This window comes from Gordonia sp. NPDC003422, assembly GCF_053588675.1.
Genome location: NZ_JBSFQL010000001.1, coordinates 293331 through 318550 on the forward strand (window position 1 = coordinate 293331; position 25220 = coordinate 318550).

A 25220-nucleotide genomic window follows, 5' to 3' on the forward strand; every position below is an offset into this window, starting at 1 on the left:
ATGTCCCGGAAGCGGACGCTGACGGGCCCGTGCTCAGTCACCAGTCGTCGGGCGTCGCACTCCGCCGAACGCGATGCCAGGCACCTGCGCCCACAAGAAATAGGGGAGGAGTTTTCTTCCCCGACCCTTGGTGTCCTCCCCCAGAATTTCTCGCGGACGACTACGAACCCCGGGGAAGAAACTCTTCCCCTAAATTTTGCGGGCACGACGCTGGCGCATTTCCGCAGGTCATCGCGGTCGGTCACCTAACTCGTCGAGCCAGGGAGCGGGTGACTGCTACGGCGTCGGCACCGGAATCGCACCCGGCACGGTGGTCGACGGCGCACCGCTCGGCGGCGCCGACACCGGGGGTTTGAGACCGGGGACCGGCTTCGCGCCGGGCGGGACGGACGACACGACGTCGACCTTGCCGCGGAACGAGTCGTCGGTGATCACGTCGATCGCGTTCACCAGCCAGCGGTCGCTGTCTTTCTGCATCGTGTACGTCAGGCGGCTCGGGTTGATGCTGACCAGTTCCTTGTTGCCCTTGCGGGTGACCGACTGGTTGATGAAGAGAAGGACGGTCGAGGTGTCGCGGGTGTTCGTCACCACACCCGCATCCTGGATGGTGACCTCGGAGACCACATCCTGCTTGCGCACCTCGGCTGCCAGACTCGCCTCGGTGATGGTCTTGACGTATTCCGGCTTCGCCCCACCGGTCAGGATCGACATCGACTGATCGATGTGGTCGGTGATGTTGCCGGCGTTGTAGCCGAACATCGTCACCGCGTACTGCTTGGCCGCCTCGAGTGACGTCTCGCGAGATTTCTCCGTCGCGCGTCCGTCCCAGAAGCGCATCCCCAGGAACACCGCGGCGGTAGCGGACGCCACCAGCAGCACTGCCAGCACCGCCCCGACCAGTTGCTTCCGGCTGATCTTCATCACGCCACCCACTCATAGTTGGTGACCTTCAGGTCGCCGTTGATGCGCGTCATGTCGACCCGCCACCGGAACGTCTGCACCTGCATCGGCAGCTTGCCGTCCAGCGAACGCTGCTGCCAGCCGAACACCATGATCACCGACCCCTCGTCGGGTTCGGCCTTGGTGACCGCCTCGCTGAGGATCGTCGTCTTGGTCTCCACATTGGTGTCGCGGACCAGCCCGACCGCCTGCTGCGACGAATCCTGCAGCTGCTGCTTCACCTTGCCGCTCGAGTCTTCCTGCACCGTCTTGAGGACCTGGTCGACGTTCGACGGATTCATGCTGGTCAGGTTGATGATGAACTGCGACGCGAACGACGAGTACTCGGCGCGCAACGCGTCGAGATCCTTCTGCCGGTTGATTCCCACGGCGAAGACCACAGACGCGGCCACGAAAGCGAGGATGAGAACCCCGGCGACGATCGCGAGCGCGAGGTCTCGACGCGAGCCCGACGACGAACCGCGGTAGCGGACCTTCGGCACGGTGCTGCGGTCGGTACCCGACGACATCCGCGCCTGCCGTCGCTCCCGATAGCTGACGGTGCGCTCGATTTCACTCGGATCGCGTTCGATTTCGGTGGTGGAGTCGGCAGTGATCTCGACACGGCTCCTCGCCTTGCGGCTCGGTGCCGGCTCGATCAGCGGGGAGGTCGCCTCGTCGGGTGAGGCTGTTGTCTCGACCGGCGCCGGCTTCGGCTTCTTCTTCGCCCGCCCCATCGGCGACGTGCGAACGGGTCGTGTGCGTCGGGTCGTCGGGGTCTTCTCGTGTACGTCGGATTCGGGTGTCATTTGCCCACCGTCTTCGTGATCAGGGACTGCCATGTACCGCCTTGCGCATTGTTTCCGGTACCGGCGTTGTAGGTCTTGCCGTCCGGGCCGATGAAGTCGCCGGAAGCCGGATCGTATGTGGTTGCGTACACCGCCGGGGCCGGGTTGTAGCTCGACGGGGTGCCCGGCGTCACGTTACCGGACCGCTGCGCCTCCCATTTCAGCCCGAACGGCAGCCCCCGTTGGAATGGATCCACGGTTCCCGGCTTCGGCTTGTAGCCGGTCCGGCATTCCGCGGGCGTCGGCGCACGTCGTCCCGGGTACTCGACGCACGGGTAGTTGCGCGCACCGCGCACCGCGAGGTTCGAGTCCTGCGGCACCCGGCACAGCATGCCGGCGGGCAGTTCGCGTGCGGTCTGCTCCGACGGGAAGCGCCACTGCTCCTTCGGCAGGAACCCGATGTTGCAGGGTGGGCGGTCCTGGAAACCGAGCGAGAAGTTCACGTTCGGTCCGTACCTGACGCTGCCCGTGTTCAGTGCGGTGATCAGCGCCGCGATCAGCCGCGGGTAGATGACCAGGATCTGCCGCATGTTCGGCAGGTAGACGGCCTGCGTCTTGGCCACCACGCCGAGGTTGGAGACCAGTAGCGGCCACGACTGGTTCATCGACGCGAACAGATCTTCGCTCGTCGACACCGTCGACGGCCCCTTGGTGAGGATGTCGGTGATCTCCGGCCGGTTGGCCCGCAACTGGTCGGTGAAGGTGGTGACGTCCCGCGTCCAGGCGCGAATGTCGTCGGCGGTCCGCGACTGGGTCGCGAGGAGCGCACCCCCCTGATCGACCAGCGAGATCGTGGTGTCGGTGTTCCTGTTGGCCTCGTCGACGAACAGCGCCATCGAGTCCAGAAGTCGTTGCAGCGCTTCGCCGGTGCCGTTGAACGCGACGAACGCCTCGTCCATCAGCGACCGCAACTTGGTGTCGCCGACCTTCTGCAGTAACGCGTCGGCCTGGTCGAGCATCGTCGAGATCTCCACCGGCACATCGGTACTCGACACCTGTGAACCCTCGGAGAGGTTGCCGCCGGATGGATTCGGCGGAGGGGTGAACTCCACGTACTGCTCACCGATCGCCGACACGCTGCGCACCGACGCCTGCGACGACGCGGGGATCTCGGCACCGTTGTGGATGGTCAGCTCGGCGGTGACCCCGTTGTCGGTGAGCCGCACCGCCTCCACCTTGCCGACGTTGACGCCGCGGAAGCTGACATTGGCATTCTCATAGAGCCCACCGCTGCTCGGCAGGTTGAGGTCGACGCGATAGCTGCCCACCCCGAACATCGACGGCACGCGGATGTAGTAGACACCCACCGCCACCATCGCGACCACGGTCACGACCGCGAAGATGATCAGCTGGATGCGGACGAACTTGCTGATCTTCATCGATGACCACCTCCGGGCGGCACCATTCCGGGCGCGGGCACCGGCTCATTGGTGTCGCGCGGCCGCTCACCGCCGGGTTGCAGCGGACCGGTGAACGGATTGAGGCCACGCGCCGCGGCCCCCGCCCGACGCCCCAGCACGCCCTCCGGACCCGTGAGTCCGATGCTGGCGAACATGCTCTTGCTCAACCGGGCTGGGGTCAGGTCAAGGACGAGGTCGGAGTTGACGTAGTCGCCCTTCACGATCGTCGGGATCATGGGTTCGTAGAACGGGAAGGTCAGCAGGATGTTCAACGACTGCGACAGGGCCGGACCGGTGGCCGCCAACTGCTCCAGGGCCGGACGCAGTCCTCGGACAAAGGTCTGGATGTCGTCGGTATTGGCCTTCAGGACGTCGTTGGTCGTCCGCGACACCTTCGTCACGGCGGCCAGCATGTCGGTGAGATGCACCCGCTGGTCGACGAGCAACCGGAGGATACGTGGGCCGTCGGCCAGCGCCTTCTCGATCGTCGGGCTCTGCTGGTTCATCGTCGCCGAGAGTCGGTCGAGTCCCTCGGTGGCCTTGATGATGTTGGCCTTCTGAACATTCAGGTCCCCGACGAGCGTGTTGAGGCGTGGGATCAGCGCCCGGATGGCGTCCTGGTGACCGGAGAACACCTGATCCATCTCGTGCACGATGTCGCCGAACTGGCTCAGGCCACCGCCGTTGAGCACCACCGACAGCGAACTCAGCACCTGCTCGGTGGTCGGGTAGGTGCACAGTGCGACCTGCTGAGCGGAGTTCACGTCCGGGACCGCGGGCACATTCGGGTCGGTGACGATGTTCGACTGCTCCGGGCATTTGGTGAGCGGGATCTCGTCGCCGGCCTGCATCATCGCCCCGGTCGGCTTCTCCGGCTGCACGATCTGCAGATGCATCGACCCGAGCGCGCTGGTCATCCCGACCATCACGTGCGAACCGACAGGCACCATCGTGCCCTTGCTCAAGCGCATCGTGACCTGAGCGTTCCAGTTCTTGACCTCGATGTCGCCGACGCTGCCGACGGTCGCGTCGTCCATCAGGATCGGCGCGTTGTTGACCAGCCCGGCGGCGGTCGGGATGACCGCGGTGATCTCGTAGTCACCGTCGCCGGTGCCCTGTGCACCCGGCACGGGCAGCGAGTTCGGGCCGTCGAAGGAGCATCCCGCAAGAATCGTCGCGACCACGACCGACATCACGACCAGCCAGCGGCGCCCCGACGCCCCGCCCCTCATCGTCCGGTCTCCCATGGAATCAACAGCCCTCGAAGTCCGGACTTCTGGTTGTCGCGCCGGGTCTCGTTGTCGATGCGTTGCTCGTTCTGTTGTGCACGCGCCCGCACACTCGCGTTCTGGTAGGTGATCTGATCGCGGTTGGCGTTCTTGCCCGACACCGGGTTCGCGAGGAACGGCGGATAGTTCATCGAGATCGTGGTGAGAATCGGGGCGAGCACTTCGACGCAATGGTCGACGTCGGCGCCGGAGAATCCGGGCCGGTTGTTCGCGTCCATCGTCCCGCACAGCAGCGTGATCAGGTTGGTGCCCATCCCGAGGCCGAACACGCCCGACAATGCGCCGGACAACGGGTTGTAGATGTTGAAGAAGTTCGCGAGCTGGTTGGGTGCCGAGTGCAGCAGACCACGCAGCTGTTCGTCCTTGTCGGCGACGATCCGCAGCGAGTTCGCCAACCCCTGCGACGACGCGGTGATCGAAGCGCCGTTGCGGTCGATGAAGGTCTTCACCTCGGTCATCGCCGTGGACAGGCCGTGGAGTGCGCCATTCAGTTCGGTGGTGTTCTCCGCAAGAACCGAACTGACCGAGGCGATCCGGCCATTGAATTGCACGAGCTGCTCATGACTCTGCGACAGCGCGTCCGTGAGCTTCTGCAGGTTCTTGATGGTCGCGAACAGGTCGCCGCGGCCGGCCGCGAGCGTCCCCATCACCTCCGACATCTGGGTGATCGACGTGTTGATCGCCGCACCGTTGCCGTTGAGGTTGGCCTCGAAGGTGTTGATGGCGTCGGCCGCCGTGCCGTTGTTGTCGGCCTCCGGGCCGACCGCCTCGGTGAGTCGGGTCAGCTGCTTCTTGATGTCGTCCCATTCCATCGGCACCGCGGTGCGCTCCATCGGAATGGTCGCGCCATCGGACATCGCGGCGCCCTGGGAGTAGACCGGCGTCAGCTGCACGAACCGTCCCGACACCAGGCTCTGCGCGACGATCACGGCTTTGGCATCGTTCGGGATGTCGACGTTCTTGTCGACCTGCAGGACAACCTTGACGTCACCCCGACGCGGGGTGATCTCGGTGACCTTGCCGACGTTGACGCCGAGCACACGCACCGGGTCGCCGCTGTAGAGGCTGGTCACCGACGGGAAATAGGCCGTGAAGGTATTGGTGGTGGCGCGGGTGAACACAGTGAATCCGACCACCACCACGGCGACGGCCAGCAGTGCCGCCAGCCCGGCCAGGATCACGCGACGTCCCATGGTCATGGTCAGCCCCCTGGTCTCGGTGTCGGAGTGAGCGTCGGATAGGTCGGTTTCGGTGCCGGCGGCCGCGGCGGGTCGGTGCCGGCGGGCGGCGCTGCGCTCCACGCGTTGGGCAGCAACGGGAAGCCGGAGTACATGATCGCCTTCCACAGCTGCGGATACTTCCCACGCAGCGCCGACATGAACGCCGCGGTGTAGTCACCGAACGTGCTGACGCCGACCAGCGAATCGAAGTTCGGTCCGGACGCCACGGCCTCGCCCAATGTGTTGGCATACGGCCCGAGGCGGTCGATGGTCTTCTTCAGGTCGGCTTCCTTGTCGGTGAGAATCTTCATCACCCGGTTGAGCTTGTCCAGCGACGGCTTGAGCTGCTGATTGTTCTCCGCGATGAAGGCGTTCAGTTGTCGCGTCACATCCCGGAGTCCGACGATGAGCTGACCGAGCGCCCAGCGGCGCGTCTGCACCTCACCGAGCAGCGAATTGGCGTCCACCAGAAGCTGATTGATCTGCTGGTTGCGATCGCCGAGGACCCTGCTGACCTGGTTGGCCTTGGACAGAAGTGCGCGCAGCGCGTTGTCCCGTTCGGCGATGGTCGTCGACAGGCGTGCGACGCCGTTGACCGCGCCCTGCACCTGCGGTGGCGTGTTCTGGAAGGTCACCGTCAGGGTCCGCAACGCCAGGTTCAGCTGGTCGGTATCGGTCTCCGACAGGGTCGAGGTGGCGCCCTCCAGCGCATCCTGCAGCGAGTACGGGGAGATCGTCTGCGTCACCGGGATCGAGCCGCCCGGCTTGATCCGATCACCCGGATGCGGGATCACCGTGAGGTTGCGTCGGCCCAACACCGTTTCGGTCTTGATGGCCGCCTGTGAGGTGTCACCGAGTTCGACGGTGTCGTTCATGCGGAACGACACCCGCACCTTGGTGCCCTGATCGGTCTTGGCGAGCGCGATCGACTCGACCGTACCCACCTGCACGCCCGACACCGAGACGATGTCGCCCTTCACGAGCCCGCCGGCGTCGTCGAAGTAGGCGCTGTAGGTGCTGATCGGCGAGAGGAACGGCAGCTTGTCCATCTGCATCGCGGTGATCACGACCAGCGCGGTGACGACCAGACCGATCACGCCGATCTGGACGCGGCCACGGCCACCGCGTTTCTTCTCGCGGGCGACGTCGGCCTCGTCGGAGGCGCTTCTGCGGCTGGAGAACATGCCGCCGAACGGCAGACTCATTGCTGCGCACACCTCCCCCCGGCGCGGGTCTTGTTGCCCATCACGTCATTCGAGGTGAAGTACACCTGCTGACCCCCCGGTCCGCCCAGCAGAATCCGAATGCGGCAGAAGTAGATCTGCAGCCATGCTCCGTAACTACCCAGGTTGGACAGCTTCTTGTAGTCGTCGGGCAGTCGCGAGATGAGCTGCCGGATATACGGTTCGGCGACGAGTAGTTCGTCGGAGGTCTTGCCGGTCGCTGCGATCGTGCGGGTCAGGTCCGCGCGCGTGGAACCCAACAGACTGGCAAGTCCGGTTGTGACCTGCGATGTCTGGGTGATCGCAGCACCGATCGTGCCGCGCTGCTCGTTGAGTCCGGTGACGAGTTGCTGCAGGAGATCGAGACTGGTGTCGAGGCCCTGGCGGTCGCCGTCGATGGTGCCCAGGGTGGTGTTCAGGTTGTCGATGACCTGCCCGATGAGCTTGTCGCGGTCTGCGATCGCATTGGTGAACTGATTCGTGTTGGTCAGCAACTGGGTCAGCGCGAGGCCTTGGTCGTCGCCCTGGAACACCTTGATGATCGACGCGGTGAGGTCGTTGGCCTCGTCGGGGTTGAGCGTCCGGAACAGCGGTTTGAACCCGCCGACGAGCTTGTCGAGGTCGAGCGCGGGCTCGGTCTGGGCGACCGGGATCACCGCACCGTCGTCGAGGAACTCGTTGACGTTGCCGGTGCCCTGCTGCAGTTCGAGGTAGCGGTCGCCGGTCAGGTTCTCGTAGCGGACCAGCACCCGCACCGACTTGGGCACCGGGTACTTCTGGTCGACGGTGAACTCGATCTCCGCCTGGTTGTCGCGGTTGAGCGAGACGTCTCCCACCGACCCCACCTCGACGCCGGCAATCTTCACCTTGCTGCCCGCCTTGATGGCCGACGCGCTGGTGAACACGGCGGTGTAGTCGTTGGACGACCCCGACCGGTACCGGCTGAACACGACGACGAGAGCGACGAAGACCAGCACCATCACGATGGTGAACGCCCCGAGTTTGATGACGGTCGCGCGAAACGCGCGGGCACGGTTATCCACGGGCCGGCTCGCCGAAGATGAGTTGGAACAGCTTCTGGGAGTTCACCTTTGGCGTGGTCCTCGGCTGATAGGGGTAGTTGGCGTTGTCGGTGACGTAGAACTTCGTGTGCTCGGTGGACGACGGGTTGCTCAGCCCGGTCTCGCACGTCGGGGGGCCCGCGCCGCGCACCTGCGGCAAGTCGTACGGGTACTGGTAGGGGTCCTTGCCGGGCAGGATACTGGCGTCGAGCATCAGGTTGCCGTTCTTTCCGCCCATGTACGGCGCGGCGATCTGTGCGGCCGACGCCGTCGACGTGATGAAGCACTTGATGCCGGGTGCGTTGTAGCCGAGCAGCCGGGCCACCGGACCGATGTCGGTGAGCGCCGAGATCAGCGTGGGTTTGGTGGGTGCGACGACCCCGCCGATCGTGTTGGCCATTCCGGTGGTGTTGATCAGCAGCGCGTCGAGGTTGCTGCTGTTGTCGACGAGGTTGTTGCCGATCGAGGTGAAGTTGTCGACGGTACGCAGCAGGTTCGGCATGCTGTCGGCGTACACGTTGGTCACGGTGGCGCCATCGCGGAACAGCCGATTCAGTTCGGGCAGATGCGGATTGGTCTTGCCGAGCAGACCCGACAGCTGATCGAGCGCGACCCCGATCTCGGCCCCCTGGCCGGCGAGCGCGGTGTTGATGGCGCCGAGCGTGGCGTTGAGCTTCTCCGGCTGCAGGTCCGCGAGTACCGCGACGAGCTGCTGGTAGACGGTGTTGAGTTCGACGACGACCCGATCGGCGGAGATCTCGGCCCCGGCGGTCAGATGCCCCTGCGCCCCTTCCGGCGGGATGCTGAGGTTCACCGCCTTGGCACCGAAGATCGTGTTGGACTTGATGTCCGCGGTGACGTTGCCGGGGATGTGGGCCATCTGCGAGTCGTCGATGTTCAGGGTGAGGACCGCCTGGCCATCGGTCTCGGTGATGGTGTCGACACGCCCCACCTCGACGCCGCGCAGCTTCACCTTGGCGTCGGGATTCATCACCAAACCGGCACGCGGCGCCACCAGGGTGACCTGCTGCGTGCCCGAGAACCATCCGAGGAACTGCGCCGTCGCACCGACCACCAGGGCGACGATCACACCGACCATCACCACTGCTGCCGTCCGCCGCACCCCGCGGGAGCGCTCCTGCCTACGTGTCATCCCCTACCCCGCCAGGTTGAACTTGCCGTCGGCGCCGTAGATGGCGAGCGAGGTCAAAAGTGTGATCACGACCACAACAACGAGCGATGCCCGCACCGCGTTCCCGACCGCCACACCGACGCCCACCGGGCCGCCCGAGGCGTTGTAGCCGTAGTACGTGTGGATCAGCATCACCGCGACCGCCATGCAGATCGCCTGCACGAACGACCACAGGATGTCCGACGGTATGAGGAAGGTGTCGAAGTAGTGGTCGTAGACGCCCGGCGACTGGCCGTAGATGAAGACGGTCGCGAAGCGACTGGCCAGGAACGAGGCGAGTGACGCCAGCGCATAGAGCGGGATGATCGCCACGAGACCGGCCACGATCCGTGTGCTGACCAGGTACGGGATCGACGAGATCGCCATCGTCTCGAGCGCGTCGATCTCCTCGCTCACCCGCATGGCACCCAACTGGGCGGTCGCACCTGCGCCGATCGTCGCTGCCAGCGCGATACCGGAGATCACCGGCACGGCGATGCGCACGTTGATGAACGCGGAAAAGAACCCGGTGAGCGCTTCGACACCGATGTTGGCCAGCGAGCTGTAGCCCTGGACCGCGATGGTTCCGCCGGTGAACAGGGTGAGGAAGCCGACGACCACCACGGTGCCGCCGATCATCGCCAGCGCGCCGGTACCCATGGAGATCTCCGCGATCAGCCGCAGCGTCTCCTTCTTGTAGAGCCGCAGTGCACGCGGGATGGCGACAATGGAGTCCCAGTAGAACAGCGCCTGATCGCCGATCTGATCCCAGTCCTCGCCGGCACGTTTGATGGCCACACGGGCCGTGTGGAATCGGGTGGTGAAGGGAAGGACCATGTCAGCCCGCCGTCGCCTTCAAACCGACAGCGGTCACGACGACGTTGACCACGAACAGCGCCATGAAGGAGTAGACCACCGTTTCGTTCACCGCGTCGCCGACGCCCTTCGCGCCGCCCTTCACGTTGAGTCCCTGATAGCAGCCGACCATCCCGGCGAAGAGCCCGAACAGAGCGGCCTTGACCATCGAGATCATCAGCTCACCGAACCCCGTCAGCAAGGTCAGGTTGGCGACGAACGCGCCGGGGTTGACGTCCTGCAGGTACACCGAGAAGACGAAGCCGCCGCCGATGCCGATGGTGCAGACGAGGCTGTTCAGCAGGAGGGCCACCCCGGTGGAGGCGATGATCCGCGGGACCACCAGGCGGTGGATCGGATTGATACCGAGCACCTTCATCGCGTCGATCTCCTCGCGAATGGTGCGTGCACCGAGGTCTGCGCAGATCGCGGTCGCGCCGGCACCCGCGACGATCAGCACCGTGACGATCGGTCCGATCTGGGTGATGGTGCCGAGCGCCGCACCCGCTCCCGAGAGATCCTGTGCGCCGATCTCACGAAGAAGGATGTTGAGGGTGAAGCTCACCAGCACGGTGAACGGAATCGCGACGAGCAGGGTCGGCACCATCGACACCCGGGCGATCGCCCACGACTGCTCCACCGTCTCGCGCCACTGGAAGGGGCGATGGAAGAGCTCACGGGCCGACTCGACACCGAGAGCAACGAAATCTCCGATCCCCCCGAGTGGCGTCGCCAGCTTCCCTAACACCAGCACTCCTCACCGTCGCCGTAGGAACCGCCCCGTCGCTTCGCTCGCTCGTTGCAAGTACCCCGTCGCTTCGCTCGCCCAGACGACCACCGCGAAATATCACGCAGATACCCGCCGGTTTGGTCAGTTGACCAAGGCGCTGGCCGAGAAGCCGCGCCCCGGGTCACGGCCCGCGAAGTAGCTGGTCAGCGTTTTCGACAGATCATCGGCATCCCACGCGTCACCGTCGGCGGCAAAGACCTCGTCGACGGTCGGTGCAGCCATCAGCGTCACCTGAGGACCGTAGACCACAAACACCTGTCCGGTCACGCCATCCGAATCCGGCCCGGCCAGATAGTTGACCAACCGCACCACGTGTTCCGGCGCGAGCGGATCGACGCCGTCGTCGGGCGCGTCGCCAAAGGTCGCTGCGGTCATCGCGGTCCGCGCGCGCGGACAGATGGCGTTGGCGCGCACCCCGTAGGACTGCAGCGCACGCGACGCCGAGATCGTCAGCGCGGTGATTCCCGCTTTGGCGGCACCGTAGTTCGCCTGCCCGGCAGGTCCGAGCAGGCCGGCCTCCGACGAGGTGTTGATCAGCCGCCCGTAGACCGGGCCACCCGCCTGCTTGGACGCCGACCGCCAGTACGCGGCCGCGTTGCGGTTCAGCAGGAAGTGACCGCGCAGATGGACATGGATCACGAGATCCCAGTCGTCGTCGGTCATGTTGAACAGCATCTTGTCGCGGACGACGCCCGCATTGTTGACGACGATGTCGAGCCCGCCGAGCTGTTCGGTGGCCGCGGCCATGATGGCGGTCGCGGTCGCCGAGTCGCCGATGTCGCCGCCGACCGCGATCGCCCGACCGCCGGCCGCGCTGATCTCGTCGAGCACATCACTGCTCTCGAGCGCGGCGGGCAGGTCGTTGACGACAACCGACGCTCCCTCGCCGGCGAGGCCGATGGCCTCGGCTCGGCCAAGGCCCGCACCCGCACCGGTCACGACCGCGACCCGTCCCTGGAGTGTTTGTCCCACCGCTGTTCCTCCCTGAGCTGAAAACTAGAACCTGTTCTAGCATGTTCGCTCCCGAGATGGAACCGAATGGACAAATGTCCCAGGTTCAGTCCTCCTCGATCGACAACGCAGACTTGGGACAGTTGGCGACCACCTGACGCAGTTCCTCTTCGCGCCCCTCGGGGACTTCGTCTTTGAGAATCACCAGGTAATCGTCGTCGTCGAGGTCAAAGATGTCGGGTGCCATCCCGACACAGATCGCATTGGACTCGCATAGGTCGAAATCAGCCTTGATACGCATGGCAACCATCTCCTCATCGACTCACGACCGGTTGACGGGCTGTAGCTCAACAGGTTAGAACGTGTTTCAGAAGTTGACGATACCGGGCCGGGTTGCGGCCCACCAGATCAACAAATGTCTACCGACGGAGTACCGATGCGCATCGCCTACACCGAACAGCAAGCCGAACTCCGCCGTGAGCTCCGAACGTACTTCTCCGCGCTGATGACCGACGAGCGTCGCGCGGCGCTGACGAGCGGTGATGGCGAACTCGGCCAGGGTGACGCCTACCGTGACGTCGTCCGCCAGATGGGGCGCGACGGATGGCTGGCGCTCGGCTGGCCCACCGAGTTCGGCGGGCAGAACCGCTCGATGATGGATCAGCTGATCTTCACCGACGAGGCCGCGATCGCCGGCGCCCCGGTCCCGTTCCTGACGATCAACTCGGTGGCGCCGACGATCATGAACTACGGCACCGACGAGCAGAAGGCGTTCTTCCTGCCCAAGATCGCGGCAGGCGAACTGCACTTCTCGATCGGCTACTCGGAGCCCGGAGCGGGCACCGACCTCGCCGCCCTGCGCACGACGGCCGTGCGCGACGGTGACGACTACGTGGTCAACGGCCAGAAGATGTGGACGTCGCTGGTCGCCTACGCCGACTACATCTGGCTCGCCTGCCGGACCGATCCGTCGACCCTGGAACCCGGCGCCAAGAAGCACCGTGGGATCTCGGTGCTCATCGTGCCGACCACGTCGGAAGGGTTCGGCTACACGCCCGTCCACACGATGTCGGGCGTCGACACCAGCGCCACCTACTACCAGGACGTCCGCGTTCCCGCATCGGCACTCGTCGGCGAGGAAGGGCGCGGGTGGGCACTGGTCACCAACCAGCTCAACAACGAGCGGGTTGCCCTGTGCAGCGCCGCACCCATCCAGACCGCTCTTCGCGAAACCATCGAATGGGCACAGCACACCAAGACCGGCGACGGCCAGCGGGTCATCGACGCACCGTGGGTGCAGACCAACCTCGCCCGCGTGCACGCCAAGGTGGAGTTTCTCAAACTGATCAACTGGAAGATCGCGTCGATCGCGGCATCCGGCGAGGCACCCAGTCCCGCCGACGCCTCCGCGACAAAGGTGTTCGGCACCGAGTTCGCCACCGAGGCCTACCGCTTGCTCATGGAGGTCGTCGGGCCGTCCGCCACCCTGCGCGCGAACAGTCCCGGCGCGCACCTGCACGGTCGGCTGGAGCGGTTCGCGCGGACGTCGCTCATTCTCACCTTCGGTGGCGGCACCAACGAGATCCAGCGCGACATCATCGCCATGCTCGCCCTCGGCCTCCCGCACCAGCGCCGCTGACCCCATCTGAGTCGAAGGATCACCCATGGATTTCACGCTCCCCGAGTCCGCCACCGATGTGCAGGGACTGGTGCGCGACATCGCCACCACCCTGAGCACACCGGAGCGTGCCGCCGAACTCGAGGCCGCAGCCGCACCCATCGACGCCGACCTCTGGCGCGAACTCGGGACGGCAGGCTTGCTCGGTCTCGAGATCCCGTCGACGCTCGTCGGCGAGTCGGGCGGCGACCTGTCCGCCGTCGAGAACTGTGTTGCCGCCGAGGAACTCGGCCGGACGCTGGCGCGGGTACCGTTCGGTCCGCACGCCATTGCCGCGCTGCCCGTGCTCGCCGCCCGGGCCGATGAGTCGTTGCGCGAACGCATTCTGGCCGCCGCAGCTGCCGGCACCACCGTGCTGACCGTGGCGTTCGAAGAGGACCTCGGGCCCGACGCCACCACGCCGACCGCGACCCTGTCGGCCGACGGACGGCTGAGCGGGGTCAAGGTCAACGTCCCCTACGCCGAGGCCGCCGATCTCTTCGTGGTCAATGCGATCGGACCCGACGGCGCTGTCGCTGTGGCGGTTCCCGCCGACGATCCCGGTGTCCGCGTCACCACGGCCGTCTCCACCGGACTTCTCCCGATCGCGGAGGTCGAGTTCGCCGACGTCGCAGTCACTTCCGATGCCGTGCTGGCCGGCGGGGTCGACGCGGTCACCGACATCGCGAATCGTCTGGCACTGGCTGTGTGCGCCGAGCAAACCGGAATCGTTTCGCGCGCACTCGAACTCACCGCCGAGTACGCACGCGAGCGCGAGCAGTTCGGCCGGGCGATCGGCTCCTTCCAAGCCGTCGCACAGCGACTCGCCGACGGCTACATCGACGTTCAGGGTCTGTCACTGACCACCACGCAGGCGGCATGGCTGTTGGCCAACGCCGACGACGACACCCACGGAGTGTCCGACGCCGACCTGCGCACGGCGATCGCCACCGCCAAATTCTGGGCCGCCGAGACCGGGCATCGGGTGGCGCACACCACGGTCCACGTCCACGGCGGCGTCGGCCTCGACACCAGCCATCCCGTGCATCGATACTTCCTGCGCGCCAAGCAGAACGAATTCACCGCCGGCAACGTACCGGCCTCGCTGCGCACCATCGGCACCGCACTCGCGGCCGCTCCCGTCTGAGTGGACACAATCGCAGGACTCCTGCACGGGATCGGCGACGTCGACAACAGGGGCGTTCGCTGTGGCGATCAGTTCATCTCGTGGCGAGAGCATCTCGGTGCCTCCCGTACCCGGGGAGCCGCGCTGCGCCGTGTGTTGAGCCCGGATCGGCCACCGCACGTCGGGGTTCTGATGGAGAACTCCGTCGAATTCAGCCTGCTGCTCGGCGCGGCCGGACTCGGTGCGTTCGTCCTGGTCGGGCTGAACACGACACGACGCGGCGAAGCGCTCGCCGCCGACATCGCCCGCGCGGACTGTCAGATCGTGCTCGTCCACGCCGCTACCCGTCACCTGCTCGATGATCTTGCGTTGGACGCAGTTCGGGTGATCGACGTCGACGAGCCGGAGTGGCAGACGTTGGTCGGTTCGAGCGTTTCCTCCGACTTCGGCGTCGTGACTCCAGACGATCTGATGATGCTGATCTTCACCTCCGGAACAACCGGCGATCCGAAGGCCGTCCGGTGCACCCAACGCACGTTCGCCGTGAGCGGGCAGATGCTCGCCGAACGTTTCGACATCGGCGCCGACGACGTGGTCTACCTGTCGATGCCGATGTTCCACTCCAACGCGGTGATCGCCGGATGGTCGGTCGCACTGTCCGGCGGTGCGGGTGTCGCTGTCCGCCAACGATTCTCCGCATCGGGGTTCCTGCCCGATGTGCGCCGATACGGCGTCACCTTCGCCAACTACGTCGGCAAGCCGCTGCATTACATCCTCAGCACGCCCGAAGCGCCCGACGATGCCGACAACACGTTGCGGATCATGTACGGCAACGAGGCCACCGCATCCGATCGCGACCGCTTCGCCACCCGATTCGATTGCCGAGTGATCGACGGCTTCGGGTCCACCGAGGGCGGTGTTGCCATCACCCGCACACCCGACACCCCGGCCGACGCCCTCGGTCCGCTCCGCGCGCCGACCGCCGTCGTCGATCCCGACTCGGGTCTCCCGGTGGCCGTCGGGGAGGTCGGTGAGATCGTCAACTCCGCTGGTTCGGGCCTCTTCTCGGGGTACTACCGCGACGAGAATTCGACCGCCGACCGGATGCGCGGCGGGATCTACCACACCGGCGACCTCGCCTGGGTCGACGACGCCGGCTACCTCCACTTCGCCGGTCGGCTCGGTGACTGGATGCGCGTCGACGGCGAGAACCTCGGCACCGGTCCCATCGAACGAATCCTGCTGCGTCACCCACGGATCGCTCAGGCCGCGGTGTACGGAGTACCGGTGGAAGTCGGCGACGAGATCGAGGCCGTGTTGGTCACCGATGATCTCGACCCCGCCGATTTCGGTCAATTCCTGTCCGAACAAACCGATCTCGGCCCCAAGCAGTGGCCGCATCGCGTTCGGGTGGTCGACGCACTACCGACCACCGCGACGTTCAAGACCCTCAAACGCGAACTCGCCGCCGAGCGCACACCGCCGACTTGGGTGCGCACCGGCCGGACGTATCACGCCCCCACTGCTGGTTGAGCAGCGACCAGCACAATCCGTTACCGCTGCCCGATTCGAAGAGGCCCGATCCGCTCCAACCACTGCCTGAGCATGAATCCGTGGAACGGAGCCAACCTACGCTGCCTGAGGTGCGACGAGCCCTTGCGAGGAGCCTCGAAGGCCTGGTGACGTCAGCTCACCAGGCCCTTCGAGGCTCGTCGCTTGCGCTCCTCGCACCTCAGGGAGCGGAACAGAACTCAGGAGCGGAGGGGGCTCAGGGAGCGGACGTGGGACACCTCAGCGACCGCGATGGCGTCCCGAGTGCGGAACGGAGCGGCTGTCTAACCCAGCGTCGAATCCAACCGCTTGACCGCCTCGTCGTATTCGGCGACCATCCCGGCGATCATGTCGGCGACCGGGACGATGTCGTTGCAGCGTCCGACAATCTGCCCGGCGGGCATCGCGACCACCCCGGGGTCGTCGGCCTGCGAGATACGCGCGTGGGCCTCGGCGACGAGGAGGTTCTGCAGCGGCATCGGCAACGGCTCGGGTGCCCCGGCGGTATCCCAGGCGTCGGTCCATTTGGTCTTGAGCAGGCGCGCCGGTTTGCCGGAGTAGATGCGTCGACGCACGGTGTCGCGGGATGTCGCCGACAGCAGTGCCTTCTGAACCGTCGACGGCCCCTGCGCCCCGTCGGCAATGCCCAGTCGGTATTCGGCCGCGGTGAGCCAGTAGGTGCCCATCCACACCCCTTGTGCGCCAAGCGCGATCGCGGCGGCGATCTGACGCCCGCTGCCGACTCCACCGGCGGCCAGCACCGGAGCCGAATCACCCACGGCGTCCACGAGTTCGGGCCACAGGATCATCGACGTGACCTCACCGGTGTGGCCGCCACCCTCGTAGCCCTGCGCGATGACGATGTCCACGCCCGCCTCGACGTGATGCAGCGCATGATCTTTCGCACCCGCGAGGGCCGCAACGAGCACACCGTGGTCATGCGACGTCTGGATGACATCGGCCGGCGGCGATCCCAGCGCATTGGCAATGAGCTTGATCTGGCCGTACTTTCGCGCATGCTCCATCGCGACGTCGACATGGGAACGGGCGACCGAGTGCAACCAGCCCAGCACCCCGGCATCCACCCGATCACCACTCGGCAGCGGCGGCACACCGAGGTCGTCGAGCGTCCGTTCGACGAAGGCCCGATGCTCGGGCGGGATCATCGAGTCGAGATCGACCTTGCTTCCCTCCGTGGGGATCTTGGCCGGCATCACGATGTCGACACCGAACGGTTTGCCGTCGGTGTTCTCGTGCATCCACTCGAGGACCTCGTCGAGCTCGTCTGCCTCGTTGAACCGCACGCAACCGAGGACACCCAGGCCGCCGGCGCGGCTGATCGCCGCGGCGACGTGCTGGCTCGGGGTGAAGCCGAAGATCGGGTAGTCGATGCCGAACCGGTCGGCCAATTCTGTACGCATGTCAGTGCCTTCCGGATGGAGCGTGCGCCTCGTCGGCGGGCCGTTCCGCGGTGATCGATGCGCCCCACCGATAGTCGGGTTTCCCGGCCGGTGATCTCTTGATCTCGTCGACGAACCACACACTGCGCGGGCACTTGTAGCCGGCGAGTTCCTTGCGGACGACGTCGTTGAGTTCGTCGAGCGTTGGGCGTGCGCCGTCACGAGTCGCGATGACTGCGGCCACCCGTTGTCCCCATCGATCGTCGGCGATCCCGACGACCACGGTGTCGAAGACATCCGGATGCGCCTTGAGTGCTCCCTCGACCTCTTCGGGGAATACCTTCTCGCCACCGGTGTTGATCGACACCGAACCACGGCCGAGCATCGTGATGGTGCCGTCGGCCTCGAGCTGCGCGAAATCGCCTGGTAGCGAATACCGTACGCCGTCGAACTCCTTGAATGTCTTCGCCGACTTCTCCGGATCGTTGTGGTAGCGCAGCGGAATGTGGCCCGTCCGCGCCAGCATGCCGACCTCACCGCTGCCCGGTTCGACCCGGGTGCCGTCGTCGCGCAGGACGTGGGTTTCGCTGTCGGCCTTGACCCGTGGGCCACCGGTGTGCGGCGCACCCTTCGCCACCACGCCGAGTCCGCCGAACCCGGTCTCCGACGACCCGATCGCGTCGATGACGATCGCATTCGGGAAGCGGTCGAGGAACTGCTCTTTCACGCTCGGCGAGAACAACGCGGCCGACGAGGCAACCGTGACGACCGAGCTGAGATCGAGGTCGGGATTCTCGGCAAGGGCCTCGATCATCGGGCGTCCCATGGCATCTCCGGTGATGAAGATGACGTTGACGCCGTGGCGGGCAACGATCTCCCACGCAGCAGAACCACTGAACTCGGGATAGACGACCGCTTTGCCACCCCCGAACAGCGACTGGAAGATCGCCCATTGCGACCCGCCGTGGATGAACGGAGGAATCGGGAACCGCACCAACTGACCGCCGTCGGCACCGTCGCGGGCCAGCTTCCACTCGTCGGTCACCGGCTCGCTGTTGAACCAGTCAATGCCCCCGCCGAGCACGCGCCAGATGTCCTCCTGGCGCCACACCACACCCTTGGGCCGTCCCGTGGTGCCGCCGGTGTAGAGCATGTAGAGGTCGTCGGAGGAGCGTTCCTCGAAGTCACGCTCGCCCGGCGATTCGGCGATGGCGTCCTCGAACCGAATCGCATCCGAGTACCCCGCGCACCGCAGATCGGTCTCGGTGCCGTCGTCTATGACGATCCGGTGCCGCAGATCGGGCGCTTTCGGCAACGTGTTGCAGACGCGTTCGCAGTACTGCCGCTCGTGGATGAGCACCGACATCCCCGAGTCGGTGAAGATGTGCTCGAGTTCGGACTCCACGTAGCGGTAGTTGACGTTCACCATCACCGCACGAGCCTTGAAGATGGCGACCATCGCCTCGACCGATTCGATCGTGTTTCGGCTGTACAGACCCACTCGATCGCCGGGTTTCACCCCCACTTCGCGGAGCTTGTGCGCCAGCGCGTTGGACCGGCGCTCGAGTTCGGAGTAGGTACGCGACGTACCGTCGGATTCCAGTGCGACGCGCTCGGGCATCAGGTCGACGGCGTGCTCGATGAGATCGGCAATCGTATAGGCCATGGCAACAAAATTAGAACGTGTTATCGTTTTCGGCAAGCTGCTGATTCACGCGATTTCCAGGAGACGACGATGACCGCACTCACCGACTCCACCGCCGACACCGACCACGCCCCGCACTGCCTGGTCGAGAAGCGCGGTCATATCTTGATCGTCACCATGAACCGGCCCGAGGCGCGCAACGCGCTGTCGGCCGAGATGATGAGCATCATGGTCCAGGCCTGGGATCGCGTCGACAACGACCCGGACATCCGGGTCGCGATCCTCACCGGAGCCGGCGGCGCTTTCTGCGCGGGCATGGACCTGAAGGCCATGTCGAAGAACGCGCCAGGTGACACCGTCGATCAGGGCACCTGGAATCCGGCAGCGCTGCCGGCCCTGCTCAAGGGTCGTCGGCTCACCAAGCCGTTGATCGCGGCGGTCGAGGGCCCCGCCATCGCCGGTGGTACCGAGATCCTGCAGGGCACCGACATCCGCGTTGCCGGCGAGACCGCAAAATTCGGTGTCGCGGAGGCACGGTGGGGTCTGTTCCCGTTGGGCGGCAGCGCCGTTCGGCTCCCTCGGCAGATCCCGTACACCATCGCCGCCGACCTGTTGCTCACCGGACGCCACATCACCGCGGCCGAGGCCAAGGAGTACGGCCTGATCGGCTACGTCGTCCCCGATGGCACCGCCCTCGACACCGCACTCGACATCGCGGAGACGATCGCGGGCAACGGGCCACTGGCGGTCCAGGCCATCCTCAAGACCATGCGCGACACCGAGGGTCTGCACGAGCTCGACGCCTTCGAGATCGAATCCAAGCTCGGCATCGCAGTGTTCAAGAGCAAGGACGCCAAGGTGGGGCCGCGCGCCTTCGCCAACAAGGAAAAGCCGGTCTTCACCGGCGAGTGAGCACCGCGTCGTGCGACTTCTGACGGCACTGTTCGGCCCGCAGGACGCCGCCGAACGCACCGCCGCACTCCACAGTGCAGGCATCGACGGTGTGTTCACGTTCGAAGGACCGCACGACGTCTTCACGCCCTTGATCCTGGCCGCCGGCGCGGCACCGGTCAGCCTCCTCACCAACGTGGCGATCGCGTTCCCGCGCAACCCGATTCACGTCGCGCACCAGGCCAACGACCTGCAACTCATCTCCGGCGGGCGCTTCACGCTGGGTCTCGGCACCCAGATTCGTCCGCAGATCGAGAAGCGGTTCGGCGCCGAGTTCGACCACCCCGTCGACCGGATGGTCGAATTCGTCGCAGCACTGCGGGCCATCTTCGACTGCTGGGGCACCGGTTCGCGCCTCGACGTCGATGGTCGTTTCTACCGGCACCGCCTGATGACCCCGGCGTTCAACCCGGGCCCCAATCCGTACGGCCCGCCACCGATCTACGTCGGCGCGCTCGGGCCGCGACTGACCCGGGCGGTCGCCACGCACTGCGACGGACTGCTGATCATGCCGTTCACCAGCGATCGATTTGTCCGAGAGTCCGTCATGCCCCTCGTCGACGCCGGCCTGGCGGATTCCGGGCGGGCCCGATCACAGTTCGACGTGGTCCCCGAGATCATCGTCGCAACCGGCCGCGACGAAGCCGAACACGACGTGGCCGTGGCCGCCGCACGCCGACTGCTTTCCTTCTACGGTTCGACGCCGGCGTATCGGCCCGTGCTGGATCTCCACGGCTACGGCGACCTGCAGCCCGAGCTCAACCTGTTGTCGAAGCAGGGCCGGTGGGCCGAGATGGCCGACCTCGTCGACGACGGCCTGCTGGACACCATCGTCGCTCGCGGAACGCCCGCCGAGGTCGCCGCGACCATCGCCGCGCGAGCTGCAGGAATCGCCGATCGGGTGGCCCTCTATCAACCGTTCCCGATGGCCGACGAGTGCCTCGCCGAGGTCAGCGCCTCGTTTCACGGCTAATCTGTCCGCCACCAGCGGATACAAGTGGGGCAAACGTCCGGCATAATAGGGCCCGGTCTCGACAAGGTATCGGGGCCGCGGACGACACGGGGGCGCGACGGTGGCAGGTAGGTTGGCGCAGGCCGCGCGGACACACTGGCTTCGTAACAGCTGGTCCGGTCAAGAGTTCCCCCATCCGGGCAAGCGCCGGCCGATCGTCGGTGACCTTGAGGTTTCCGATCCGCGCAACCCGATCCTCAGCGTCCTCACGCTGGGCAAGGAACTCGGCGAGATCTATGAACTGAAGATCTTCCGGCAGAAGTTCGTCTTCGTCGCCACCGCGGAACTCGTCGCCGAACTGTGCGACGAGACCCGATTCCAGAAGACCTTGCCGCCCGCGATCGACGCGCTACGCGAGTTCGGCGGAGACGGTCTGTTCACGGCGTACAACGACGAGCCGAACTGGCAGCTGGCCCACGACCTCTTGATGCCCGCGTTCACCAAGGCGTCGATGCGGTCGTATCACGAGATCATGCTGGCGGTGACTCGCGAACTGTTCGAGTACTGGGACGGACTGCCGACCTCGCGTGTCGACGTCACGCGCGACATGACGAAGCTGACCATGGAAACCCTCAGCCGGTCGGCCTTCAGCCGTGATTTCGGGTCGTTCACCAGCCCGACTCCCCATCCGTTCGTCGGCGCAATGATCCGCGGTCTGGCCACCGCGCGACGCAAAGGCGGTATCCGCACCGCACCCGGCGGGAAACTGGCCGGGAAGTTCCTCAGTCACAAGATGGCCAAGGACCAGGAATGGGCCGACGAACTGCTCGACGACCTGATCGCCGCCCGGGCCGATGACCGATCCCAACACGATCTGTTGGGCATCATGCTCAACGTCGCCCATCCGGAGACCGGGGAACGGCTGTCCCCGATCAACATTCGCTACCAGATCCTGACCTTTCTCGTCGCCGGCCACGAGACGACCTCGGGCGCACTGTCGTTCACCCTCTACTTCCTGGCCACCAACCCGGACTGCCTTCGCCGCGCACAGGAGGAAGCCGACGCGATCCTCGGCGACGACCCCGACGCGGAACCGACCTTCGATCAGGTGTCGAAGTTCCGTCATATCCGGCGGTGCCTCGACGAGTCGCTGCGCATCTGGCCGACGGTGCCGGCGTTCTCCCGAACCCCGTTGTCCGACACCGTACTCGGCGGACGGTACCCCATGCGCACCGACGACTGGGCACTGATCATGCTCGGGCAGGTACACCGCGATCCCGCGGTGTGGGACGAACCCGAACGCTTCGACCCCGACCGCTTCCTTCCCGAAGAGATCAAGAAGCGGCCGGCGCACAGCTACAAACCCTTCGGCACCGGCATGCGCGCCTGCATCGGACGGCAATTCGCGCTCCACGAGTCGGTTCTCGTCCTCGCCCGACTCGTACACCGGTACGACCTCACCCCCGACGCCGACTACGAACTCGACGTCACCGAACGACTCACCATGGTGCCCAGAAACTTTCACGTGACCCTTCGCCGCCGACGCGCGTACCCATCCTCGTCGATCGAGTCACGCAGCCACGCAACCCATTCCGGATAGCCGACCGCTCCCGAGGCGCCCTTCCGCTGCCCGACCCGCCTTCCACTGCCCACCTCCGCGGCCTGGATTACCCCGCTGCCCACCTCCGCTGCCTGGATTACCCCGCTGCCCACCTCCGCTGCCTGAGGTGCTCGAGGCGCTAGCCGAGAGCCTCGAAGGCCTGGTGACCTCACCTCTTGGTCGCCGAATTTCCTTGTCTCACCGGGCCTTCGAGGCTCCTCGCTAGCGCTCGTCGCACCTCAGGCAGCGGGGGTAGCCCAGGTGCGGAGGCACCTCAGGCAGCGGAAGTCGGCAGTGGTGGACCCCAGGGAGCGAACGGAGGTGTCAGGTTCAAACTCACACCAACGTCGCCAACTGCCGAATCATCGCGGGGTCGCGTGCGGTGACCATGAGCATCGTGACGCCCGCAGCCTCCCACTGCTTGATCTGGTGGCGCACTTCGTCTTCGGTGCCCACGATCATCGTCTCGCGCACCATCTCGTCGGGTACCGCGGCGATGGCCTCCGCCTTGCGGTCCGCCAGGAACAGCTCGACGATCTCGTCGACCTGATCGCCATACCCCATCCGCCGATACAGTTCGGCGTGAAAGTTCTTCTCCTTCGCGCCCATTCCGCCCACATACAGCGCAGTGGACGGACGGTAGGCGTCGAGTACCGATCCGACGTCGTCGGTGACGACGACCTGTGCGGTGGCCGCCACCTCGAAGTCCTGCCGGCTGCGTCGGGCCCCCGGTCGCGCGAAACCCTCGTCGAGCCAGGCGTTGTATTGATCGGCGAGGCCGAGGCTGAAGAAGATGGCCAGCCACCCGTCGGCGATCTCCGCGGTCTGCGCGACGTTCTTCGGCCCTTCGGCGCCCAGCCAGATCGGGATGTCGGCGCGCAACGGGTGGGTGATCGGCTTGAGCGGCTTGCCCAGTCCGGTCGATCCGGGCGCATCGGGCGGATAGGGCAACGGATAGTGGTCGCCCGGATTGGTCACTCGCTGCTCGCGGGCGAGGACGTCGCGAACCACCTGGACGTAGTCGCGAGTCCGGGCCAACGGCTTGCCGAACGGCTGGCCGTACCAGCCTTCGACCACCTGCGGACCCGACACGCCCAGCCCGATGATGTGGCGGCCGCCGGACAGATGGTCGAGCGTCAACGCGGCCATCGCGAGGGACGTGGGCGGACGTGCGGACAGCTGGGCCACCGCCGTGCCGAGGCGCACCCGCGTTGTCGCGGCACCCCACCATGCCAACGGGGTGTAGGCGTCCGAGCCCCACGATTCGGCCGTGAACACGGCCTCGAAGCCGCTCTGTTCGGCGGCCGCGATGAGCTCCGGGGCGTTGGGAATGGGGTCGGCGCCCCAGTATCCGAGCTGTAGTCCGAGCTTCACAGTTCTCCAGTTCATCCTGCTCGCCGACACCGCGGGGCGAGTCCGTGACGTGCACCTTGTGCCCAATACTAGAACGTGTTCTACTCGTTGGTGTGAGCATCAGCGCAACCACCTCGCCTGGCCATGCGTCGCCTGTGGCCGTTGTCGAAGAACCGAAATCGCCGATCCTGACGGCTCCGCTGTCGAATTCCTTCGGGTACACCCGTTCCCTCGGTCCGGTCTTGAGCCAGTTCGCGCTGGCCCTGCGGGACGGGCGGATCGTCGGGTCGGCGAACAGCGACGGCACCGTGTCGGTACCGCCCGTCGAGTTCGACCCCACCACCGGATCGCGGACGTCGGAGCTCGTCGATGTGGCAAGCGTCGGCACGGTGACCACGTGGACGTGGCAATCGGAACCCACCGCCGCCCAGCCCCTCGATCGTCCCTTCGCGTGGGCCCTGATCAAGCTCGACGGCGCCGACACCGGACTGCTGCACGCCGTGGCCGTCGACTCCGCCGACGAGATGTCCACCGGCATGCGGGTACACGCGGTGTGGCGTTCCGCCCGAACCGGCCGCATCGACGACATCGCACACTTCGCTGCCGGCGATGCCACCGAAACGGCGCCGGCCAACACCGAAGGGGACTCGGGCGAGCGCAGCGACGGGGCGTTGGACTCGGGCGAGCGCAGCGACGGGGCGTTGGACTCGGGCGAGCGCAGCGACGGGGCGTTGGACTCGGGCGACACCAACGTGGTCATCACGACGCCGATCACCACCGAGATCATCCACTCCGCCAACGAAGAAGAGTCGGTCTACCTCGAAGGACTCAAGGCGGGCAAGCTGATCGGCAGCCGGATCGGTTCCGGCGTCGACGCGGGCCGCGTCTACTTCCCGCCGCGCGGGGTCAGTCCCGCCGACGGCGCGCGCAGCGTCGAACGGGTCGAACTCGCCGACACCGGCATCGTCACCACGTTCTGCATCGTCAACGTGCCGTTCCAGGGCCAGCGGATCAAGCCGCCCTACGTCGCCGCCTACGTCTTGCTCGACGGCTCCGACATCCCCTTCCTGCACCTCATCCTCGACTGCGAGGCGTCCGACGTCCGAATGGGCATGCGCGTCAAGGCCGTGTGGGCGCCCGAAGAGGAGTGGGAGTACTCGATCGGCAACATCAGCCACTTCGCACCCACCGGCGAGGACGACGCCGACTACGAAACCTACCGTGACCACCTCTGATAA

The 25220-nt window shown here is 66.0% G+C and carries 22 protein-coding genes; 7 read left to right on the forward strand and 15 right to left on the reverse strand.

Annotated elements, in window-relative coordinates:
- Nucleotides 1–276: 276 nt before the first annotated feature.
- The 12 genes from ACWDTF_RS01190 to ACWDTF_RS01245 form a co-directional block, all read right to left on the reverse strand.
- Nucleotides 277–921: a hypothetical protein gene (locus tag ACWDTF_RS01190; RefSeq protein WP_240861246.1), complete on the reverse strand. Its 645-nt coding sequence runs from the start codon at nt 919–921 to the stop codon at nt 277–279.
- On the reverse strand, nt 921–1748 hold the full coding sequence (locus ACWDTF_RS01195) for a hypothetical protein (protein WP_240861244.1): 828 nt from the start codon (nt 1746–1748) through the stop codon (nt 921–923). Before ACWDTF_RS01195 ends, ACWDTF_RS01190 begins: the two co-directional genes overlap by 1 nt.
- The gene (locus tag ACWDTF_RS01200; protein WP_433256308.1) at nt 1745–3166 is read right to left on the reverse strand and encodes an MCE family protein; all 1422 of its coding nucleotides are present in this window, start codon (nt 3164–3166) and stop codon (nt 1745–1747) included. Before ACWDTF_RS01200 ends, ACWDTF_RS01195 begins: the two co-directional genes overlap by 4 nt.
- Complete coding sequence (locus ACWDTF_RS01205) at nt 3163–4434, reverse strand: MCE family protein (RefSeq protein ID WP_374247548.1); 1272 nt, start codon at nt 4432–4434, stop codon at nt 3163–3165. The genes ACWDTF_RS01200 and ACWDTF_RS01205 overlap by 4 nt, the downstream gene beginning before the upstream one ends.
- The gene (locus ACWDTF_RS01210) at nt 4416–5675 is read right to left on the reverse strand and encodes an MCE family protein (protein ID WP_355274871.1); all 1260 of its coding nucleotides are present in this window, start codon (nt 5673–5675) and stop codon (nt 4416–4418) included. The genes ACWDTF_RS01205 and ACWDTF_RS01210 overlap by 19 nt, the downstream gene beginning before the upstream one ends.
- Nucleotides 5676–5677: 2 nt before the next feature.
- Nucleotides 5678–6901, reverse strand: coding sequence for an MCE family protein (locus ACWDTF_RS01215; protein WP_240861237.1), 1224 nt, complete (start codon nt 6899–6901; stop codon nt 5678–5680).
- Complete coding sequence (locus ACWDTF_RS01220; protein ID WP_355274868.1) at nt 6898–7962, reverse strand: MCE family protein; 1065 nt, start codon at nt 7960–7962, stop codon at nt 6898–6900. The genes ACWDTF_RS01215 and ACWDTF_RS01220 overlap by 4 nt, the downstream gene beginning before the upstream one ends.
- Nucleotides 7955–9133 carry an MCE family protein gene (locus tag ACWDTF_RS01225; RefSeq protein ID WP_449753859.1) on the reverse strand — a complete coding sequence of 393 codons (1179 nt, stop codon included), beginning with the start codon at nt 9131–9133 and terminating at the stop codon, nt 7955–7957. Before ACWDTF_RS01225 ends, ACWDTF_RS01220 begins: the two co-directional genes overlap by 8 nt.
- 3 nt (nt 9134–9136) lie before the next feature.
- Nucleotides 9137–9988 (reverse strand): MlaE family ABC transporter permease, encoded by an 852-nt coding sequence (locus tag ACWDTF_RS01230; RefSeq protein ID WP_240861230.1) that lies wholly within the window; start codon nt 9986–9988, stop codon nt 9137–9139.
- A 1-nt stretch (nt 9989) separates the two neighbouring features.
- The gene (locus ACWDTF_RS01235; protein WP_240861228.1) at nt 9990–10754 is read right to left on the reverse strand and encodes an MlaE family ABC transporter permease; all 765 of its coding nucleotides are present in this window, start codon (nt 10752–10754) and stop codon (nt 9990–9992) included.
- 123 nt (nt 10755–10877) lie between these two features.
- Entirely contained in the window at nt 10878–11768 is an 891-nt protein-coding gene (locus ACWDTF_RS01240; protein ID WP_355274861.1) for a 3-oxoacyl-ACP reductase, read from the reverse strand.
- Between the two features lie 85 nt (nt 11769–11853).
- The gene (locus ACWDTF_RS01245) at nt 11854–12048 is read right to left on the reverse strand and encodes a ferredoxin (RefSeq protein WP_240861224.1); all 195 of its coding nucleotides are present in this window, start codon (nt 12046–12048) and stop codon (nt 11854–11856) included.
- 135 nt (nt 12049–12183) lie between these two features.
- On the opposite strand from ACWDTF_RS01245, the gene ACWDTF_RS01250 reads away from it, so the two are divergent.
- Genes ACWDTF_RS01250 through ACWDTF_RS01260 form a run of 3 tightly spaced genes read left to right on the forward strand, consistent with a single transcriptional unit; the run spans nt 12184 to nt 16063 of the window.
- Nucleotides 12184–13386, forward strand: a complete 1203-nt coding sequence (locus tag ACWDTF_RS01250) for an acyl-CoA dehydrogenase family protein (RefSeq protein ID WP_240861222.1) — start codon at nt 12184–12186, stop codon at nt 13384–13386.
- A gap of 25 nt (nt 13387–13411) precedes the next feature.
- Nucleotides 13412–14551 (forward strand): acyl-CoA dehydrogenase family protein, encoded by a 1140-nt coding sequence (locus tag ACWDTF_RS01255; protein WP_449753860.1) that lies wholly within the window; start codon nt 13412–13414, stop codon nt 14549–14551.
- The gene (locus tag ACWDTF_RS01260) at nt 14552–16063 is read left to right on the forward strand and encodes a long-chain-fatty-acid--CoA ligase (protein ID WP_355274853.1); all 1512 of its coding nucleotides are present in this window, start codon (nt 14552–14554) and stop codon (nt 16061–16063) included.
- 302 nt (nt 16064–16365) lie between these two features.
- Here the strand turns inward: ACWDTF_RS01260 and ACWDTF_RS01265 are convergent, their stop codons facing one another.
- Together ACWDTF_RS01265 and ACWDTF_RS01270 are read right to left on the reverse strand one after the other, a co-directional pair.
- Nucleotides 16366–17502, reverse strand: a complete 1137-nt coding sequence (locus ACWDTF_RS01265) for an NAD(P)H-dependent flavin oxidoreductase (RefSeq protein WP_355274851.1) — start codon at nt 17500–17502, stop codon at nt 16366–16368.
- Between the two features lies 1 nt (nt 17503).
- Nucleotides 17504–19147: an acyl-CoA synthetase gene (locus ACWDTF_RS01270; protein WP_355274848.1), complete on the reverse strand. Its 1644-nt coding sequence runs from the start codon at nt 19145–19147 to the stop codon at nt 17504–17506.
- A gap of 69 nt (nt 19148–19216) precedes the next feature.
- On the opposite strand from ACWDTF_RS01270, the gene ACWDTF_RS01275 reads away from it, so the two are divergent.
- The 3 genes from ACWDTF_RS01275 to ACWDTF_RS01285 all read left to right on the forward strand — a co-directional run bounded on the left by ACWDTF_RS01275 (nt 19217) and on the right by ACWDTF_RS01285 (nt 22629).
- The gene (locus ACWDTF_RS01275; protein ID WP_355274845.1) at nt 19217–20038 is read left to right on the forward strand and encodes a crotonase/enoyl-CoA hydratase family protein; all 822 of its coding nucleotides are present in this window, start codon (nt 19217–19219) and stop codon (nt 20036–20038) included.
- Nucleotides 20039–20048: 10 nt separating this feature from the next.
- Complete coding sequence (locus ACWDTF_RS01280; RefSeq protein WP_355274842.1) at nt 20049–21050, forward strand: TIGR03617 family F420-dependent LLM class oxidoreductase; 1002 nt, start codon at nt 20049–20051, stop codon at nt 21048–21050.
- 100 nt (nt 21051–21150) lie between these two features.
- The gene (locus tag ACWDTF_RS01285; protein WP_355274839.1) at nt 21151–22629 is read left to right on the forward strand and encodes a cytochrome P450; all 1479 of its coding nucleotides are present in this window, start codon (nt 21151–21153) and stop codon (nt 22627–22629) included.
- Nucleotides 22630–22965: 336 nt separating this feature from the next.
- Here the strand turns inward: ACWDTF_RS01285 and ACWDTF_RS01290 are convergent, their stop codons facing one another.
- Nucleotides 22966–24003, reverse strand: coding sequence for an LLM class F420-dependent oxidoreductase (locus ACWDTF_RS01290; protein ID WP_355274931.1), 1038 nt, complete (start codon nt 24001–24003; stop codon nt 22966–22968).
- A gap of 134 nt (nt 24004–24137) precedes the next feature.
- Between ACWDTF_RS01290 and ACWDTF_RS01295 the strand changes: the two genes are divergently transcribed.
- Nucleotides 24138–25217 carry a Zn-ribbon domain-containing OB-fold protein gene (locus ACWDTF_RS01295; RefSeq protein ID WP_355274929.1) on the forward strand — a complete coding sequence of 360 codons (1080 nt, stop codon included), beginning with the start codon at nt 24138–24140 and terminating at the stop codon, nt 25215–25217.
- Nucleotides 25218–25220: the final 3 nt, after the last annotated feature.

What these genes read in the sequence shown, in the direction of transcription:
- ACWDTF_RS01265 (WP_355274851.1), bottom strand. Translation starts at nt 17,502, where the DNA reads ATGCGTACAGAATTGGCCGACCGGTTCGGCATCGACTACCCGATCTTC.
- ACWDTF_RS01225 (WP_449753859.1), bottom strand. Translation starts at nt 9,133, where the DNA reads ATGACACGTAGGCAGGAGCGCTCCCGCGGGGTGCGGCGGACGGCAGCA.
- ACWDTF_RS01255 (WP_449753860.1), top strand. Translation starts at nt 13,412, where the DNA reads ATGGATTTCACGCTCCCCGAGTCCGCCACCGATGTGCAGGGACTGGTG.
- ACWDTF_RS01245 (WP_240861224.1), bottom strand. Translation starts at nt 12,048, where the DNA reads ATGCGTATCAAGGCTGATTTCGACCTATGCGAGTCCAATGCGATCTGT.
- ACWDTF_RS01190 (WP_240861246.1), bottom strand. Translation starts at nt 921, where the DNA reads ATGAAGATCAGCCGGAAGCAACTGGTCGGGGCGGTGCTGGCAGTGCTG.
- ACWDTF_RS01200 (WP_433256308.1), bottom strand. Translation starts at nt 3,166, where the DNA reads ATGAAGATCAGCAAGTTCGTCCGCATCCAGCTGATCATCTTCGCGGTC.
- ACWDTF_RS01250 (WP_240861222.1), top strand. Translation starts at nt 12,184, where the DNA reads ATGCGCATCGCCTACACCGAACAGCAAGCCGAACTCCGCCGTGAGCTC.
- ACWDTF_RS01195 (WP_240861244.1), bottom strand. Translation starts at nt 1,748, where the DNA reads ATGACACCCGAATCCGACGTACACGAGAAGACCCCGACGACCCGACGC.
- ACWDTF_RS01210 (WP_355274871.1), bottom strand. Translation starts at nt 5,675, where the DNA reads ATGACCATGGGACGTCGCGTGATCCTGGCCGGGCTGGCGGCACTGCTG.
- ACWDTF_RS01205 (WP_374247548.1), bottom strand. Translation starts at nt 4,434, where the DNA reads ATGGGAGACCGGACGATGAGGGGCGGGGCGTCGGGGCGCCGCTGGCTG.
- ACWDTF_RS01270 (WP_355274848.1), bottom strand. Translation starts at nt 19,147, where the DNA reads ATGGCCTATACGATTGCCGATCTCATCGAGCACGCCGTCGACCTGATG.
- ACWDTF_RS01275 (WP_355274845.1), top strand. Translation starts at nt 19,217, where the DNA reads ATGACCGCACTCACCGACTCCACCGCCGACACCGACCACGCCCCGCAC.
- ACWDTF_RS01230 (WP_240861230.1), bottom strand. Translation starts at nt 9,988, where the DNA reads ATGGTCCTTCCCTTCACCACCCGATTCCACACGGCCCGTGTGGCCATC.
- ACWDTF_RS01215 (WP_240861237.1), bottom strand. Translation starts at nt 6,901, where the DNA reads ATGAGTCTGCCGTTCGGCGGCATGTTCTCCAGCCGCAGAAGCGCCTCC.